This is a genomic window from Achromobacter sp. (assembly GCF_057314935.1).
In genome coordinates this window covers 15,117-32,291 of record NZ_DBHKZA010000028.1, presented here as the reverse complement: position 1 = coordinate 32,291, position 17,175 = coordinate 15,117, and the positions used below count along the sequence as shown (strand labels likewise).

General features: G+C 67.8%; 15 protein-coding genes. 6 read left to right on the top strand and 9 right to left on the bottom strand.

The window, feature by feature from the left end; all coding sequences use genetic code 11:
• Positions 1-34: 34 nt before the first annotated feature.
• The 5 genes from ACO6D5_RS12645 to ACO6D5_RS12625 all read right to left on the bottom strand — a co-directional run bounded on the left by ACO6D5_RS12645 (position 35) and on the right by ACO6D5_RS12625 (position 6,798).
• On the bottom strand, positions 35-1,795 hold the full coding sequence (locus ACO6D5_RS12645; protein WP_485825566.1) for an ABC transporter ATP-binding protein: 1,761 nt from the start codon (positions 1,793-1,795) through the stop codon (positions 35-37).
• 12 nt (positions 1,796-1,807) lie between these two features.
• A complete protein-coding gene (locus tag ACO6D5_RS12640; protein ID WP_315528596.1) occupies positions 1,808-3,262 on the bottom strand; it encodes an amidohydrolase family protein in 1,455 nt (484 codons plus the stop codon).
• A gap of 71 nt (positions 3,263-3,333) precedes the next feature.
• Positions 3,334-4,911: an ABC transporter substrate-binding protein gene (locus ACO6D5_RS12635; RefSeq protein ID WP_485825565.1), complete on the bottom strand. Its 1,578-nt coding sequence runs from the start codon at positions 4,909-4,911 to the stop codon at positions 3,334-3,336.
• Positions 4,912-4,957: 46 nt separating this feature from the next.
• Entirely contained in the window at positions 4,958-5,863 is a 906-nt protein-coding gene (locus tag ACO6D5_RS12630) for an ABC transporter permease (RefSeq protein WP_234704841.1), read from the bottom strand.
• Positions 5,860-6,798 carry an ABC transporter permease gene (locus tag ACO6D5_RS12625; RefSeq protein ID WP_315528591.1) on the bottom strand — a complete coding sequence of 313 codons (939 nt, stop codon included), beginning with the start codon at positions 6,796-6,798 and terminating at the stop codon, positions 5,860-5,862. The genes ACO6D5_RS12630 and ACO6D5_RS12625 overlap by 4 nt, the downstream gene beginning before the upstream one ends.
• 402 nt (positions 6,799-7,200) lie before the next feature.
• Between ACO6D5_RS12625 and lhpI the strand changes: the two genes are divergently transcribed.
• Complete coding sequence (gene lhpI, locus ACO6D5_RS12620; protein ID WP_485825564.1) at positions 7,201-8,136, top strand: bifunctional Delta(1)-pyrroline-2-carboxylate/Delta(1)-piperideine-2-carboxylate reductase; 936 nt, start codon at positions 7,201-7,203, stop codon at positions 8,134-8,136.
• A gap of 9 nt (positions 8,137-8,145) precedes the next feature.
• On the opposite strand, the gene ACO6D5_RS12615 is transcribed toward lhpI, so the two are convergent.
• Together ACO6D5_RS12615 and ACO6D5_RS12610 are read right to left on the bottom strand one after the other, a co-directional pair.
• Entirely contained in the window at positions 8,146-8,823 is a 678-nt protein-coding gene (locus tag ACO6D5_RS12615) for a hypothetical protein (protein WP_315528588.1), read from the bottom strand.
• A gap of 21 nt (positions 8,824-8,844) precedes the next feature.
• The gene (locus tag ACO6D5_RS12610; protein WP_485825563.1) at positions 8,845-9,780 is read right to left on the bottom strand and encodes a LysR family transcriptional regulator; all 936 of its coding nucleotides are present in this window, start codon (positions 9,778-9,780) and stop codon (positions 8,845-8,847) included.
• Between the two features lie 97 nt (positions 9,781-9,877).
• Between ACO6D5_RS12610 and ACO6D5_RS12605 the strand changes: the two genes are divergently transcribed.
• Entirely contained in the window at positions 9,878-11,098 is a 1,221-nt protein-coding gene (locus tag ACO6D5_RS12605) for an MFS transporter (protein WP_315528585.1), read from the top strand.
• A 124-nt stretch (positions 11,099-11,222) separates the two neighbouring features.
• Here ACO6D5_RS12605 and ACO6D5_RS12600 read toward each other — a convergent pair whose 3' ends face one another.
• Both ACO6D5_RS12600 and ACO6D5_RS12595 read right to left on the bottom strand, forming a co-directional pair.
• Positions 11,223-12,116 carry a DUF4261 domain-containing protein gene (locus ACO6D5_RS12600; protein ID WP_485825562.1) on the bottom strand — a complete coding sequence of 298 codons (894 nt, stop codon included), beginning with the start codon at positions 12,114-12,116 and terminating at the stop codon, positions 11,223-11,225.
• An 85-nt stretch (positions 12,117-12,201) separates the two neighbouring features.
• Entirely contained in the window at positions 12,202-13,116 is a 915-nt protein-coding gene (locus tag ACO6D5_RS12595; RefSeq protein ID WP_485825561.1) for a LysR substrate-binding domain-containing protein, read from the bottom strand.
• 123 nt (positions 13,117-13,239) lie between these two features.
• Here ACO6D5_RS12595 and dkgB point away from each other — a divergent pair, with 123 nt between their 5' ends.
• The 4 genes from dkgB to ACO6D5_RS12575 are packed head-to-tail and all read left to right on the top strand — an operon-like array spanning position 13,240 to position 17,013.
• Positions 13,240-14,043, top strand: a complete 804-nt coding sequence (dkgB, locus tag ACO6D5_RS12590; RefSeq protein ID WP_315528581.1) for a 2,5-didehydrogluconate reductase DkgB — start codon at positions 13,240-13,242, stop codon at positions 14,041-14,043.
• A gap of 12 nt (positions 14,044-14,055) precedes the next feature.
• Positions 14,056-15,024, top strand: coding sequence for a TIGR03571 family LLM class oxidoreductase (locus ACO6D5_RS12585; protein ID WP_315528580.1), 969 nt, complete (start codon positions 14,056-14,058; stop codon positions 15,022-15,024).
• Complete coding sequence (locus tag ACO6D5_RS12580; RefSeq protein WP_485825560.1) at positions 14,999-16,123, top strand: alkene reductase; 1,125 nt, start codon at positions 14,999-15,001, stop codon at positions 16,121-16,123. Before ACO6D5_RS12585 ends, ACO6D5_RS12580 begins: the two co-directional genes overlap by 26 nt.
• On the top strand, positions 16,120-17,013 hold the full coding sequence (locus tag ACO6D5_RS12575) for an NAD-dependent epimerase/dehydratase family protein (RefSeq protein ID WP_485825559.1): 894 nt from the start codon (positions 16,120-16,122) through the stop codon (positions 17,011-17,013). The genes ACO6D5_RS12580 and ACO6D5_RS12575 overlap by 4 nt, the downstream gene beginning before the upstream one ends.
• Positions 17,014-17,175 lie beyond the last annotated feature (162 nt).

Below are 17,175 nucleotides of genomic sequence, written 5' to 3'. Positions count from 1 at the left end.
GGCAAGAACCCTGCCGCCCGCCGCGCGCAACCCATCATGCCGCCTGTTGCACGAAATGCCCCGCGGCAACCTGCACCAGCTGGGGCACCTGCGGGTTGTCGCCCACTTTGCGGATGGGGCTGGGGATGTCGCGCGCGGCGCGCACGGTGCGTTGATGACGGCGCGCCGGGTCGGGGATCGGCACCGCCGACAGCAGGCGCTGCGTGTACGGATGGCGCGGCCGGTGCAGCACTTCCTGCGTGGGTCCGATCTCGACGATCTGCCCCATGACCATCACCGCCACACGGTGACTGACCTTCTCCACCACCGCCATGTCGTGCGAGATGAACAGGTACGACAAGCCCATCTCCGCCTGCAGTTCCTTCATCAATTCGATCACGCGCGCCTGCACGGACACGTCCAGCGCGGACACGGGTTCGTCGGCCACGATGATCTTGGGGTTCACCGACAGCGCGCGCGCGATGCACAGGCGCTGGCGCTGCCCGCCCGAGAACTGGTGCGCGTAGCGGTCCAGGAATTCTCGCGGCAGGTTGACGCGCTCGAGCAGTTGCGCGGCGCGTTCGCGGCGCTGTTCGCGCGTGAATCCGCCGTGGACCTTAAGCGGTTCGCTGACCAGGTCCCACGCGTGCAGGCGCGGGTTCAGCGACGCGTACGGGTCCTGGAAGATCATCTGGATGTGCCGGCGCATGTCGCGCATTTTGTCGGGCGACATGTGCGTGACGTCCTGGCCCACCAGCCGGATCGCGCCTTCCGTGGGCTGCACCAGCCTCATCAAAAGGCGGCCCGTGGTCGACTTTCCCGACCCGGATTCGCCCACCAGCGCCAACGTTTCACCGGCGCGCAGGGTGAACGACACGCCTTCGACCGCATGCACATTGGCCACCACCTTGCCGAACGCGCCCGCTTTCACGGGGAAACGCTTGGCCAGGCCCGTCACTTCCAGCACAGTGGGCCGGTCCTTCACCACGGCCTCGTCGGGCGAACCGTCACCCAGTTTGGGCACGGCGGCCAGCAGGTCGCGCGTGTAGGGCTGCTGCGGCGCGTCGAACAGCGCCACGGTGGCGTTCTCTTCGACCTTGTCGCCATGGCGCATCACCACCACGCGGTCGGCGATCTCGGCCACCACGCCCATGTCGTGCGTGATGAACAGCACGGCCATGCCGACTTCGCGCTGCAGGTCCCGGATCAGGTCGATGATCTCGGCCTGCACGGTGACGTCCAGCGCGGTCGTGGGCTCGTCGGCAATCAGCAGCTGCGGGCGGCAGGCCAGGGCCATGGCGATCATCACGCGCTGGCGCATGCCGCCGGACAAGTCGCCGGGGTATTGCGTCATGCGGCGCTGCGGCTCCGACATCTTCACGGCCACCAGCATGGCCTCGGCCTGGGTCCACGCTTCTTCGCGCGAGATGTCCTGATGCAGCAGATAGACTTCGGCCAATTGCTCGCCCACCGTCATCACCGGGTTCAGCGACGTCATGGGCTCCTGGAAGATCATCGAGATCTCGTTGCCGCGGATGCGGCGCAAGTCCGACTCGGGCAGCTTGAAGAGATCCACTTCCCGGCCGTCGCGCGGCACGAAGCGCGCGGCGCCCGTGGCAATGCGGCCGCCGGCGCGCTCGATCAGGCGCAGGATGGACAGCGCCGTCACCGATTTTCCCGAGCCCGATTCGCCCACCAGCGCCACCGTTTCGCCCCGGCCGATGGTGAAGTCCAGCGACTTCACCGCGCGGTACGGCTTGGCGCGGGCGCCGAACTCCACGCTCAGGCCTTCAACCGCCAGTAGTGTCTCGTTCATCACGGCTCTCCGTTACGCGCGGCTGGGGAACACGCGCGGCGACATCGCGTCGATGCTGCGGCCCGCGTAGTCGCGCTGCGACACCGTCGCGATCGTCTGCGCCTGGGCGCGTTCGACTTCCTGCATGCAGCGTTCGATGTCGATGGTCAGCAGCTGCCCGTTCTTGACGACCTGTTCGCCGTCCACATACACGTCGCGGATGGCGCGGTCGCCGGCCGAATAGATCAGGCTGCGCAGCGGCTCGCGGCCGGGGCGCATGTACGGGTGCGACAGGTCGACCAGCGAGAAGTCGGCCTTGCCGCCGACCGCGATGCGGCCGATGTCGTCGCGGCCCAGCATCTTGGCGCCGTTCACCGTGGCGGCGTTGAACACTTCTTCGGTGGATGCGGCGCGGAAGTGACCGGCCTGCAGCCGGGCCACATAGCAGGCCAGGCGCATCTCATCGAGCATGTTGTGCGGGAAGGTGTCGGTGCCGATGCCCACATTGATGCCGGCGCGCAAATAGCGGCCCAGGAAGCTCAGCGCGATCCCGCGGCGCACGAACACCGTGGGACAGTGGGCCACGTGCGATCCCGACCGCTGCAGCAGGCCAAAGTCGTCGGCATGCGGCCAGTACAGCGCGCGGTGATCGTTCAGGAAGATGCCGTGGCCGATGATCAGGTCCTGGTCCAGCAGCCCCTGGTCGTCCAGCCATTCGATCGGCGTGCGGCCGTGGCGGCGCGTCATCTCGGAGAATTCCACCACGCTTTGCGCGGCATGGATCTGCATGGGGATGCCCAGCCGGCGCGCGGCGGCCTGCGCTTCCTTCAGCAATTCCGGCGAACACGTGTCCACCTGAGACGGGCACAGCATCGCGCTCAGGCGGCCGCTCGGATGGCTGATGGCGCTATCCACCACGTCCAGCGCGGCTTCGAACGATTTGACGGCGCCGGCTTCGTCCCAGGTGTATTCCACCGAGTGGCCGTCGGTCGTGCGCCAGGCGGCGGAGCGGAACATGGGGCCCAGCACGCCGCGGATGCCGGTGCCGGCCACCACGTCGGCCCAGCCCGGTCGCGGCAAGGACATGTCCACGAACGTGGTCACGCCGGACAGCAGCATTTCGGATACGGCGACCTGGTTGGCGTATTGCGCGGTCTCGATGCCCATGCGGAACACGGGCATGTATTCGTACAGCGAGCTCTGGCCCAGCTTGTCGCTGCCCAGCTCTTCCAGCAAGCCGCGGTTGCCGGGCTCCGAGGACGGATGGGTGTGGACGTTGACCAGGCCCGGCATCGCCATCAGGCCGCTACCCGGCACCACGTGGTCGGCGGGCCCCGCATAGCCCGCGCCTGCGTGGATGACGGTGTTGCCGCGCATCACCAGGTCGGCGTTTTCGATGTAGACGTGCGAACCCAGTTCGGCGTCCCACGCCACCAGCGTGGACAGGTTTTTGAAATGGGTGATGCGGGCTTGATTGGTGTCGCTCACGGAAGGCTCTCTGTACGGCGTAAAGGGGGTGAAACGGCGACGCGGCCGGAGCCGCGCCGCCTTGTCGTGGCTTACTTGAAGGCGATGTCCAGGCCCTTGTAGGCCGCCGCGCCGAAGATGCCGTGCGCGCGGAACGGCTTCATGCGCGGGCCGCCCACCAGGTACAGCGAGTCGTGGTACAGCGGAATCCACGCGGCGCCGTCCGAGATCTTGGTCAAGGCCTTGGACAGGATGGCGTCGCCGGCCGCGGCGTCCAGCGCCTCGCTGCCTTCGGCCAGCCACTGGTCTGTCTCGGCGTCCTTCCAGTTCATGCGGTTGGGCGTGGGCACGCTGTTGGACAGGAAGTAGCTGTTGAGCGCTTCGCCCGTGCTCATGTAGCCGAAGCTCATGCTGAATTCATCGAATTCCTGCGTGGCCAGCTTGCCCCAGGCGGACGTTGAATCGAACAGCTGCACGCGCAGGTCCACGCCCACTTTCTTCATGTCGCCCTGCACGGCTTCCATGATGTCTTTCCAGTAGCCGGTGATGCCGTAGTGCAGCAGCGACAGCTTCTGGCCATCCTTGTAGCGGTAACCGTCCGACTGCTTCTTCCAGCCGGCTTCGTCCAGCAGCTTGTTGGCGGCGGCGGGGTCGTAGCGGAAGGCGTCGTTGCTGCCGGCGGGCGTGGCCGTGGCCAGCATGCTGGTGGCGGGCTGCGCTTCGCCGAAGGTGATGGCTTCGGTCAACGCCTTGCGGTTGATGGCCAGGTTGATGGCGCGGCGCACGTTCACGTCGGTCAACATGGGCTTGTCGATCTTGAAGCCCAGGAAGAACGTCCAGTAGAACGGATCGGCGCGGCTGACGAACAGGCGCTTGTCGCCCTTCAAGTCCTTGATGGCCCATTGCGGCAAATAGCGCGACAGGTCGGCCTGTCCGCTTTGCAGCGCGGTCAGGCGGGTGCTTTCCTCGGGCACGATCTTCCAGACGATCTTGTCGACCTTGGGCGTCGGGTCCTTGTAGATGGACGGGCCCCAGTTGTAGCCGGCGTGGCGCGTCAAGACCACTTCGTTGCGCGGCGACCAGCTCTGGAAGCAGTACGGGCCCGTGCCGTCAAAGGCCTTCACGCCGTAGTCCGGACCCAGCTCCTTGACCTGGTCGATGTTGATGACCGAGTGCATGTAGTGCGCCATCTGCTGCAGCAGCTCGTTGTAGGGCTTCTTCAGCTTGTAGACCACGGTGACGTCGTCGGGCGCCGTGATGCTGTCGACGGGGCCGGCGCGCCAGCGCTCGAGGCCCTTGGTTTCCGGGTTCAGCCAACGCTCGTAGCTGGCCACCACGTCCTTGGCCGTCATCTTCTTGCCGCTGCAAAACGAGACGTTGTCGCGCAGCGCGAAGGTGTAGGTCAGGCCGTCGGGCGACACCGTCCAGCTCTTGGCCAGCGCCGGCACCGGCGTCTTCATGTCGTAGTCCAGGCCCACCATGGTGTCGGCGGCCATGAACAGCACTTCCGCCGCGCCGCGCGCGGTGGTGCGGTGCGGATCGTACTTGTCGGTGTCCAGCTCGCGCAGGATCAGCACCGTCTTGTCGGATTGGGCGACGGCGTGCATGGGCGCAGCCAGCAGGCAGGTCAGCGCCAGGGGCGCGAGGGCCAGGCCTTTGATGAGCGTCATGGTGGTGGTTTCCCCGTTGTGGTGTGTTGTGGTGGTCAGGCGCGATTCAGAAACGCAGCTTGGGATCCAGCGCATCGCGCAGGCTGTCGCCCAGCAGATTGAAGGCCAGCACGATGAAGAAGATCGTCATCGTGGGTATGGTGGAAATGTGCGGGAAGATCTGCAGGAACTTGCGGCCGTCGGCGGCCATGCTGCCCAGCTCGGCGAACGGCGGCTGCGGGCCCAGGCCCAGGAAAGACAGCACCGAACCCAGCAGGATCGTGTGGCCCAGCTGCAGGGTCGCGTAGATCATCAGCATGGAAGAGCAGTTCGGCAGCAGGTAGCGCGTGATCAGGTAGAAGTTGCCGAAGCCCATGGCGTGGCCGGCTTCCATGTATTCCTGCTTCATCACCACCATGGCGGAACCGCGCGCGATGCGCGCCATGCCCGGGATGGCCGACACGCCCAGCGCCAGCACCATCGACAAGGTGCCGGGCCCCAGCAGCGCCGACAGGCTCAGGCCGAACAGGATGGCCGGAAACGACAGCAGCACGTCCACGACGCGCATGATCACGCCTTCCAGCGGCCGGTAATACGCCGCCAGGATGCCCAGGACGGCGCCGATGCCCGAACCGCCGATCACCGCCAGCACGCTCAGCATCAGGGTCGCGCGGATGCCGTAGATGATGCGCGAAAGGATGTCGCGGCCTTGCACGTCGGTGCCCAGCAGATAGGTGATGCCGTCGGACGACATCCAGCCCGGCAGTTTGCGCGCGATGGCCATGTTGGTGGCGTACGGATCGTGCGGCGCCAGCCAGGGCGCGAACAGGGCCGTCAGCACGATGGCGATCACCGCCAGCAGCGACAGCAGCAGGATGGGATCGCGGCGCAGCCGCTCGGCGATGCGCGCCAGCGGCGTGGCCATGGCCTGGGGCGGCAATGCGCCCATGGAAGAGGTCGACCCTGCGCTCATGATTTTTGTCCCCGCGGATCCAGGTAGCCGTAGAGCAGATCCACGATCAGGTTGATGATGATGAAGCCCAGCGCCGTCACCAGGATCGCGCCCTGGGCCAGCGGGAAGTCGCCGGCGAAGATGGCGCCCACCGCCATGCGGCCCACGCCGGGCCACGAATAGATCTGCTCGGTCACCACCGCGCCGCCCAGCAGGTTGCCCACTTGCAGGCCCACCAGCGTCACGATCGGCAGCAAGGCGTTGCGCAGCGCATGGCGCAGCACCACGCGGCCTTCGCCCGCCCCCTTGGCGCGCGCGGTGCGCACGTAGTCGCCGCTGAGCGTTTCGATGACCGCGGTGCGCGTGATGCGCGCCACCGGCCCGATCAGCACCGAACCCAGCGTCAGCGCGGGCAGGGCGATGGACTCCAGGCCGGCCAGCGTCCACAAGGGGCCGTTGCGGCCGATGTAGGGCAGGATCCCGGCGCCGCCCACGTGCTGGACCAGCAGCAGGCCCACCCAGAACACGGGCAACGACACGCCGACAACAGACAGCGTCATGACGAAGCGGTCGATCAGCTTGCCGCGGCGGTAGGCGGCCAGCGTGCCCAGCAGGATCGCCAGCGGAATCGACCAGACCACGCTGGCCAGCATCAATTCGACCGTGGCCCCGATGGTGCCGCCGATCTCGTCGATCACCGGCACGTTCGAGATCATCGAGCGCCCCAGGTCCAGATGCGCCAGGCGCCACATGTAGCCGGTCAGCTGCACCAGCAGCGGCTTGTCCAGGCCCAGCTCCTGGCGCACCTGCGCCAGCTCGTCGGCGGTGGCAGTCGGGCCGGCGATGACGGCGGCGGGATCGGCGGGCGCCACTTGCAGCAGCACGAAGCACACCACGATCACGCCCAGCAGGACCGGCAAGGAAATGGTGAGGCGGTTGAGCAGTTGCCGGATCATGCGACGCGGCCTCCGGTCGCGGGATTCGGCCCGCCGGCGCGGCCGCCCGGTGCGGGCTGCGCGTGGGCAGGGGGAACGGATCTCGGCATGAAACAACCTCTCTTGGTGCGCCCGGGGGCTTACGGTGGTCGAAGAATGCCAGTGCGCCCGGGCCGCGGGGACCCAGGGAAATCCACTATGGAGCCATTTGGACGCGGCGCGACGCGGACGTCGCAAGCAATTGATTCGTAATGGATTTATGGAATTTCCGGCGCGGCCGGAAAGCGCACCCGATAACGGGGTGTTATGACGCCTGCGCAAAGATTGATAGCCGGGAAGCGGCTGCTCGGGACGGCCCCGCAGGCGCGCTGCTAGACTGCCTGCGGCCCTTCGATTGATTGAACCCTTTCAGGCAGTGATCCCATGCGCTTCATCGACACGGAACAGACCCGGGACGCCCTGTCCTTCGACGCCGTCATCCCCGCCCTGCGCGACGCCTTCCGCGAGGGCGCCACGGTGCCGGGGCGGCACGTCCACGCCATCCAGTCCGGCACCGCCCACGGCACCTCGCTGATCATGCCGGCCTGGAGCGACCGCGGCTATTTCGGCGTGAAGATCATCAATATCTTTCCCGAGAACACCCACCTGGGCCTGCCCGGCCTGCATGCCACCTACAACCTGTACAGCGCCAAGACCGGCGTGCCGATCGCGCAGGTGGACGGCGACATCGTCACCGTCTACCGCACGGCCGGCGCCGCGGCCCTGGGCGCGGACTACCTGGCCCGCCAGGACGCCAGCACGCTCTTGATCGTGGGCTCGGGCCGCATCGCCGGCCTGGTCGCGCAGGCCATGCGCACCGTGCGCCCGATCCAGCGCGTGCTGGTGTGGAACGTCCGGGCGGCGGGCGCCGAATCGCTGGCGGAAGGCTTGCGCGCCCAAGGCTTCGACGCCCAGGCCACGACCGATCTGGAAGCCGCCGCGCGCCAGGCGGACATCATCAGCTGCGCCACCTTGTCCACCGTGCCCCTGATCCAGGGCGCCTGGCTGCGCCCCGGCACCCATCTGGACCTGATCGGCAGCTTCAAGCCGGAAATGCGCGAGACCGACGCCGCCTGCTTCGACGGCACGACGGTCTATGTGGACACCGACGAAGCGCCCACCAAGTCCGGCGACCTGCTGTCCGCATTCGAGGCCGGCGTGCTGACGCGCGAAGCCATCCAGGGCGACCTGCACCAGCTGACGACGGGCCAACGCCCGGGCCGGCGCGATGCGCAGGAGATCACCGTGTTCAAGGCCGTAGGCAGCGCGCTGGAAGACCTGACGCTGGCCACGCTGGTATATGAAGCGGTAAACGGCTGACGTCCTGAATCAGGGATGGCGGTCCGGGTGTTGATCCAGGTTCACGCCCATCATCAGGCCGCCCCCACCGCCTTGGCCGCCGCCCTGGCCACCGCCTTCGCCGCCTGATTTCGCACCGCCGCCGTCGCCCTTGCCGCGCGCAGTCGAAGCCGGCCGCGCGGGGCCTTGCCTGGGGATCTCAAGCGTTGCGGATACCGGCTCCAGGTCCAGGACCTGGCGGATGAAATCGCGCAGCGACACCACCAGCTCGGCCGTGTGCACCGGACGCCCCGCCACCAGATCGGCCGCCGCCTTGGCCGCCAGCCGCACCTGTGCTTCCGTGCCCAGCAGGATGATGTCGGACAGCGCCGCTTCGGCCGCGTCGCGCATGCGGCGCGCGCGTTCGCCGCTGGGCCAATCGGGTTCCGCGTCGCCCCCGGCCTGCGGCTCTCCCGCGGCCTGCCGTTTCACGTCGCGCAGATGCCGCGGGTCCACCGCCAGATTGCCGGTGAACGAACCGCCCAACGTCTTGTAGGCTGCGATCAAGGTGCGCAACCGTTCGTTGATCTGCCGGTTCTCGCGCGCGCGGCGCTGCTGGATGGTCTGCATCACCAGCAAGCGGATGCCCACCCCGATCAGCGTGATCAGCGCCAGGCCAAGCAGGGTCGACAGCAGGCCCTGCCAAGAACTGAAATCCAGATTGCGCATGCGATGGGCTCCCGGGTTGCGTCAACCGCCAGCCAGTTCCGCCGGCAGGTGTTCGCGCATGATCTCGATGAATCGGCGCAGCCGCGCCGGCTGGAAACGCGACGGCGCATAAACCAGCGACACCGGCAGCGGATCCGCCTGCCAGTGCGGTGCCAGATGCACCAGCCGGCCCGCGGCCAGGTCTTCCTGCATGGCCCAGGCGGACCCCAGCGCCACGCCCAGCCCCAGCACGGCGGCCTTGCGCAGCGCATGCAGGCCGTCGGTGGACAGGCGGGGCTGGATGCCGAAACGTTCAGATTCGCCTGAACTGCAATGCGTGAGGCTCACTTCGGTGCGGTAGAAGGTGCGCAGCGCCAGCCAGGGCAGGCGCGCCAGTTCGGCGGGCTGCTGCGGCACCGGCGCGCCTTGCAGCAAGTCGGGCGAAGCGATCACGATGCGCGGGACGTGGCCCAGTTTCACGGCGATCACCGACGGATCCGTCACGGCCCCCACGCGGATCGCGCAATCGACGTTCTCGGCGATCAGGTCGGGCATGCGGTCATGCAGCAGCCATTCCACCCGCATGTTCGGGTACTGCTGCAGGTACTTCGCCAGCGGCTCGACGAACTGGTCCTGTCCGAACGCATGCGGCGCCACCACGCGCAAGGTGCCGATGGGCTCATCGCCCGCGCCGCGCACCTCGCTTTCGAACGATTGCCAGGTGGCGATCAGTTCCTTTGCGCGTTCATAGCAGCGCTGCCCATCTTCCGTGAGCCGGATCGCGTGGGTGGACCGCTGCAACAGCCGCACGCCCATCGTGCGTTCCAGCAATTGCAGCCGCCGGCTGACAGTGGGCTGCGTGCCGCCCATCTGCGCGGCGGCGGCCGACAAGCTGCCAGCCTCGACGATGCGCACGAACGTTTCGATCAGAAGAAGGCGGTCCGTGCCGGCCGCGGCGTTCAGGGCGGAAGTGCTCATACGTCTATCGTATAACGGATGTACCTCGGGATCGGCTACCAAAACCGCGGTGCGGCGCCCAGAATCTGCCCCGTACCTGATCCACCGGATAGCCATCATGTCATCTCGAACTTCCTCATCCCCCCTGTCGCGCGGCCTGGTCCTGCTGCTTGCCGTCGGCGCCGGCCTGTCGGTTGCGTCCCTGTATTACAGCCAGCCCATGCTGGGCGTCCTGGGCGCCGACATCCACGCCAGCGCCGAAACGCTGGGCTGGATTCCCACCCTGACGCAGCTGGGCTATGCCTTCGGCATCCTGATGCTGGCGCCGCTGGGCGACCGCCACGACAGAAAACGCATCATCCTGATCAAGGCGGCCGTGCTGAGCCTGGCGCTGCTGGCAGCCGCCGTGTCGCCTTCCATCGGCGTGCTGCTGGCGGCCAGCTTCGTGGTGGGCCTGTCGGCCACGCTGGCGCAAGACATCGTGCCGGCGGCCGCCCATCTGGCGCCCGCAGAGGCACGCGGCAAGACCGTCGGCACGGTCATGACGGGCCTGTTGCTGGGCATCCTGCTGTCTCGCGTGGTCAGCGGTTTCGTCGCCGAACAGTTCGGCTGGCGGGCGATGTTCGTGGCGGCCGCCGTGACCATCGTTGCACTCGGCGTGGCGCTCTCGCGGGGCCTGCCGCGTTTCGTGCCCTCGACGCAACTGGCCTACCGCGCGCTGCTGGGATCGCTGGCGACGTTGTGGCGCCAGCATCCCGGGCTGCGCCGCGCCGCCATCGCGCAAGGCCTGCTGTCCCTGGGCTTCAGCGCGTTCTGGTCGACCCTGGCCGTGATGCTGCACGGCGCGCCTTTCCATCTGGGCGCGGGCGCAGCGGGCGCGTTCGGCCTGGCGGGTGCGGCCGGCGCCTTGGCCGCGCCACTGGCCGGGCGCGTTGCCGACACCCGGGGCCCGATGGCCGTCGCCAGCCTGGGCGCAGGGCTGACGATGGTGTCGTTCGCCGCGATGCTGTTGCTGCCGCTGCTGTCGCCGCATGCCGCGCTGTGGCTGATCGCAGGCAGCGCCGTCGGCTTCGACCTGGGCATCCAGACCTCGCTGATCGCGCACCAGAGCATCGTCTACGGCATCGACCCGGCCGCCCGCAGCCGGCTCAACGCCATCCTGATGACCGGCGTGTTCATCGGCATGGCCGCCGGCGGCGCGCTGGGCAGCCTGGCACTGGCGCACTGGGGCTGGACCGGCGTCACGCTGGTCGCAGCCAGCGCGGCGGCGGTGGCGCTGGCCCTGCGGTTGCGGCCCGGCATCACCCGCAACGGCCACCCCAGCCGCTACGCGGCATAGGGACCAGGCCAGCGCCAACACCGTCCGCACGCCGGTGTATTCCAGCAGTCCGTCCAAGGCGTTCTCCACGCCGACGCCGGACTGCAGCGCCGGGCTGCTATCGCCGGCGCGCGGACGTTCGCCGCTATTGCGGCTTGTTGATCTCGTCGGCCGTGATGATCTCGGCCACCAGCACCTGGCCGGGGCCGTCCAGGTAATACTCTTCCTCGGCCGGGTCGCGCAGCTTCATGAAGGCGTTTTCGCCAATCTGCATCGTGTGGCCGGCGGCCAGCTCGGCGCCGCTCTCGCGCAGGTATCCCATGATGTTGTTGAACATGTTCGAGTAGGTCTCGCCTTCATGATGGCCGCTGGCCAGCGCCGCGAAGTCGGGCAGCCCGAACGCGTCGCCGCCGTAGGTGCGCATCCACACGCCGTCCACGCCTTCCACCTCGTATTTCACGAAGCCGCAATACAGCATGTTCAGCGGCAGCGTACGCAACAGGTCAAGGCTTTGCTCGCCCAGCGATTCGGCGTCGAACACGCCGGCGGGCAGCGACGTGTGCGCATGCTCGTTCAGCACGGCCATTGCTCCGAAGCCCGTCAACGCGCCCGCCACGGCGGCCAGCGCCACATACTGCTCCAGCGGATCTTCTTCAAAGCCGGCGTAATACAGGATGATGTGGCTGGCATGGCCGCGGATCTCGTCCTTCACCGTGCCCGGATAATGCGCGGGCGCCACGCAGGCTTCCAGCGAGTCCTTGGGATAGGGCGCGTTGAAGCCCACCATCCGCACGACATGCTGGTCCCACCCGGCCAGACCCAGGAATTCGGGCATGTCGGGCGCGATCTCGGCACGCGCCTGGCCCATCGACGGGTGATAGGCGCGCAGCGCCGCCGTCAGCGTGTCTTCCGCGATCGCCAGCGGCGCTTTGATGAGCACTTGCAGGCTCAGCGGGTTCTCGATGGCGGGGTTGGCGGACAGCGCGCGGGCGTCAGCGGTTTCTTCCTTGCGGCCAAAGAAACGGGAGAAGATGCTCATGGTTCGGGGACCTGGAAAATAAACGGGGGCAGTATACGGTTGCCCCTGGCGTCCACCATGCCCCTGTCGCCAATGGACACATCTCTCACCGCGCGGCCGGCTCCAGGAAACCGTCCTTGCCGATCGTCTCCACCACGTAGTCGATGAAGGATTTGATGCGCGACGAGATCGCCGTATTGCGGTAATACACCGCATTGATCGGCTGCCTGACGTCCTGCGTCTGCTTGACCAGCACCTGCTGCAGCGCGCCGCTGGCGCGGTCGCCGCGCGTCATGAAATCCGACAGGCAGACGACCCCGCCATCGTTCAGCGCCAACTGCCGCAGCGTTTCGCCGCTGAAGGCGCGCACGCCCGGCTTGACGTGCAGGGGCTGGCCATCGCCATCGAGCAACGGCCATTCGTTCAACGATTCCAGCTGCGAAAAACCCAGCAGCGTGTGCGAGGCCAGGTCCGCCACGCGCTTGGGCGTGCCGCGCGCGGCCAGGTACGCCGGGCTGGCCAGGACGCGCACGCGGCTTGCGCTCAGTGGCACCGCGTGCAGCGACGAATCCTTCAGCCGCCCGATGCGGATGGCCAGGTCCGTGCGGCGTTCCAGCAGGTCGATGTTGCCTTCGTTGCTGTTGAGCTCCAGCTCCACTTGCGGATAGCGCTTGCGGTAGCCCGGCACCAGCGGCGCAATCACATGCAGCATGAACGGCGATGCCGCATCCACCCGCAGCAGCCCGGCGGGCTGGTTGCGGCGCACGTTCATCAGTTCTTCGGTTTCCTCCACCGAGGCCACGATCCGCCGCACCTGCTCCAGGTAGGTCTTGCCCTCTTCGGTCAGCTCCAGCCGGCGCGTCGTGCGGCGCATCAGCGTCGTCTGCAGCTTCTCTTCCAGCCGGCTCATCGTGCGGCTGGTGGCCGAAATGGTCTGCCCCAGCACGTCGGCGGCGGCGGTGATGGACCCGCTGTCGACCACGGCGATAAAGACCTGCATTTCGTCGAGTGTGGTTTTCATAGTTGACGTTATATCAAAAGTCTTTCGCCAATACAGGGCTTTTTCCGCAAGTATCGCGCGGGCACACTGGCTGCATTCCCGGGCAATACCGTCCGGCCCCGCATACCCACCCTGGAGTTTTACATGAGCATTCCCGCATTTGGCGTCGGCACGTTCCGCCTGCAAGGCCAGGTCGTCATCGATTCGGTGCGCAACGCGCTGGACGTCGGCTACCGCGCCATCGACACCGCGCAGATCTATGAGAACGAAGCCGAGGTCGGCCAAGCCATCGCCGAGTCGGGCGTGGCCCGCGAAGACTTGTTCGTCACCACCAAGATCTGGGTGCCCAACTATGGCCAGGACAAGCTCGTGCCCAGCCTGAAAGACAGCCTGGCCAAGCTGCGCACCGACTACGTCGACCTGACCCTGATTCACTGGCCCGCACCGGGCAATGGCGTGACCGTCGCGGAATTCATGACCGCGCTGGGGCAAGCCAAGGCGCAGGGCCTGACCCGCCAGATCGGCATTTCCAATTTCCCCATCGCCGAAACCCGCGCCGCCATCGCCGCCGTGGGCCGCGACGCGATCGCCACCAACCAGATCGAGCTCAGCCCGTACCTGCAGAACGCCGCGTTGACCGCTTTCCTGAAAGAGCAGGGCATCCACGTCACGTCCTACATGACGCTGGCCTACGGCAAGGTGCTGAAAGACCCCGTCATCGGCCAGATCGCCGAACGCCACGACGCCACGCCCGCGCAAGTCGCGCTGGCGTGGGCGCTGCAGCTGGGCTATTCCGTGATCCCGTCGTCGACCAGGCGCGAGAACCTGGCCAGCAACCTCCTCGCCCAGCAACTGCGGTTGACGGCCGATGACATGGCCGCGATCGCCGCGCTGGAACGCAACGGCCGCGAAGTCAGCCCGGAAGGCCTGGCCGCCGCCTGGGACTAAAAGGAAATCGCCATGACGACCGCATTGGACACCTTGACGGCTGGCGGCTTCAGCATCGGTCTTGAAGCCCCGCTCGACCATGACTGGACCGCCGCCGGCGAGGCATCCCGGCGGCAGTCTGGCCGCCTGCCCGGCGAACCGGATCTGCAGCAGCATGCGGATCTGGCGCGCCTGGCCGACCATCTGGGCTTTCGCGCGCTGTGGGTGCGCGATGTGCCCGTGTACGACCCCAACTTCGGCGACGCCGCCCAGGTCTTCGAGGTCTTCAGCTACCTGGGGTATCTGGCGGGAATCACGCGTGACATCCTGCTGGGCACGGCGGCCGTGGTGCTCCCGCTGCGCGAACCCCTGCTAACGCTCAAGTCGGCTTCCACCCTCCAGCACCTGAGCGGCAACCGCCTGCTGTTCGGCGTGGCCAGCGGCGACCGTCCGGTCGAGTACCCGCTGTTCGGCCGCGACTTCGCCTCGCGCGGCGCGGCGTTCCGCGAGCAGATCGCCTTGCTGCGCGACAACGCGCGCGCGCATTTGCCGCCGGGCCTGGCCATGCTGCCCCGTCCGCCCTCGCCGCTGCCGCTGCTGGTGGCCGGGCTGGCGCAACAGACGCCGGACTGGATCGGCGCCCATCTGGACGGCTGCCTGGCTTACCCCGGCGCGCCGGACGACCATCTGCACCGCGCCGCCGCCTGGCGCCGCGTGGCGGGCGACAAGCCCTACATCAGCTTCATCCATCTGGACCTGGTGGAGGATGCCGACGCGCCGCTGCGCCGGTTCCGTTTCGGCGCACAGGCCGGCCGCCGCGCCTTGATCGAAGAACTGCGCGCGCTGCATGCCTCGGGCGTGCACCACATCGGACTGCACCTGCGCCGCAACACCCGGCCGCTGGACGAGACACTGCGCGAAATCGCGGAAGAAGTCTTGCCCCATTTCCATACCGAATCCCCCGAAGAGAGCCTCCATGAAGACACGCGATCCCTTGTTTGAGCCGTTGACGCTGGGCGGCCTGACGCTGCCCAATCGCGTCGTGATGCCGCCCATGACCCGCTCGCGCGCCACCCAGCCGGGCGACGAAGCCAACGCCCTGATGGCGCACTACTACGCCCAGCGCGCCAGCGCCGGCCTGATCGTCAGCGAAGGCACCTATATCTCGCCCATGGGCAAGGGCTATGCCGGCACGCCGGGCCTGTGCACCCCGGCGCAAGTCGCCGGCTGGCGCTGTGTGACCGACGCGGTGCACGCCGCCGGCGGCCGCATCTTCGCGCAGCTGTGGCATGTGGGGCGCCTGAGCCACACCAGCCTCTTGGGCGGCCGCGCGCCCGTGTCCTCATCCGCGATCCAGGCCGACGGCATCAACGTCTTCGTCGAGAATGCCGATGGCAGCCCCAACTTCGTGCAGGCCTCCCTGCCGCGCGCGCTGTCCAAAGCCGAAATCCGCGCCATCGTCGAGGAATACGCCCAAGCCGCGCGCCGCGCCCTCGTTGCCGGTTTCGACGGCGTAGAGCTGCATGCCGCCAACGGCTACCTGGTCAACCAGTTCCTGGATTCGCACGCCAATGCGCGCACCGACGAGTACGGCGGTTCGCTGGAGAACCGCATCCGGTTCCTGGACGAAATGGCCCGCGCCCTGGTCGACGCCGTGGGCGATCCGGCCCGCGTCGGCATCCGCCTGGCGCCGCTGACCACCCTGAACGGCTGCGTGGATGCGGACCCGGTGGCCACCTATACGGCTGCCGCGCAGCGCCTGGGCGAGATCGGCGTGGGCTACCTCCACATCGCCGAGGCGGACTGGGACGACGCGCCGGACATGCCGGCGGCCTTCAAGCAGGCGCTGCGCCGCGCCTACCCCGGCGTGCTGATCTACGCCGGCAAGTACACCGCCCTGCGCGCCCGCGATGCCCTGCAAGCGGGCTGGGCCGATCTGATCGCGTTTGGCCGGCCGTTCGTGGCCAACCCCGATCTGCCGGAACGGCTGCGCAACGACGAACCGCTGGCCGAGCATGACCGCGCGACCCTCTTCGGCGGCGACGCCCGGGGGCTGACGGACTATCCGGCCTACCCGCACAACCAGGAGCAACCCGCATGAAGATCTTCATCACTGGCGCCGGCGGATTCATCGGCGGCGCCGTCGCGGCAACACTCGCAAAGGCCGGCCACGCGGTCAGGGGACTGATCCGCGATCCGTCGCGCGCGGACGAGCTACGCGCCTTCGGCATCGAACCCGTTGTCGGCACCTTGGACGATTCCCCGCTGCTGCAGGATGAAGCGCGTGCGGCCGACGCCGTCATCAACGCCGCCGACAGCGATCACGGCGGCGCGGTCGACGCCATGCTTGAGGCGTTGCGCGGCAGCGGCAAGCGCTTTATCCACACCAGCGGCTCCAGCCTGGTCGCGGACGACGCCTTGGGCGAACCCTCGGAGGCGCGCTTCGACGAAGCCACCCCCATCACGCCGGTCCCGGCAAAGGCCGCCCGCATCGCGATCAACGACCGCATCCTGGCCGCAGCGCCCGGCGTGCACGGCGTGGTGCTGTGCCATAGCCTGATCTACGGCAACGCGCTCGGGCCGCGCGCGCAAAGCGTGCAGATTCCGCCGCTGGTCGCGCAGGCGCAAGCCAGCGGCATCGCGCGGCACGTCGGCCGCGGCCTGAACCGCTGGTCGAACGTGCATATCGCCGACGTTGCGGCGCTCTATGTCTTGGCGCTGTCCGAGGCGCCAGCCGGCAGTTTCTATTTTGTCGAGAACGGCGAGGCGTCGTTCAGCGACCTGGTCGGCGCCATCGCCAACCGGCTAGGACTGGGCGCGGCCCAGCCCTGGCCGCCCGCCGACGCGATCGCGTGCTGGGGCAGGGACCTGGGCGCCTACGCCCTGGGATCCAACAGCCGCGTCAGCGCCGACAAGGCGCGCAAGGAACTGGGCTGGTCGCCACGGCACGCCAGCGTGCTCGGCTGGATCGAGTGCGAGATGCCGCGCTGAACCGCCGACAGCGCGCGTCCAAATGGGGTCGGACCGTTCCGGTCTCCCCCTGGCGCGCGCATGCCCTTGACCTCCCCGATCACATTTCGTTGACAACCTCCTGCATACACTGCCTGCTATAAAACGCTTGCAAGCCTTTGCGGGCGCGGGACGGATAGGAGT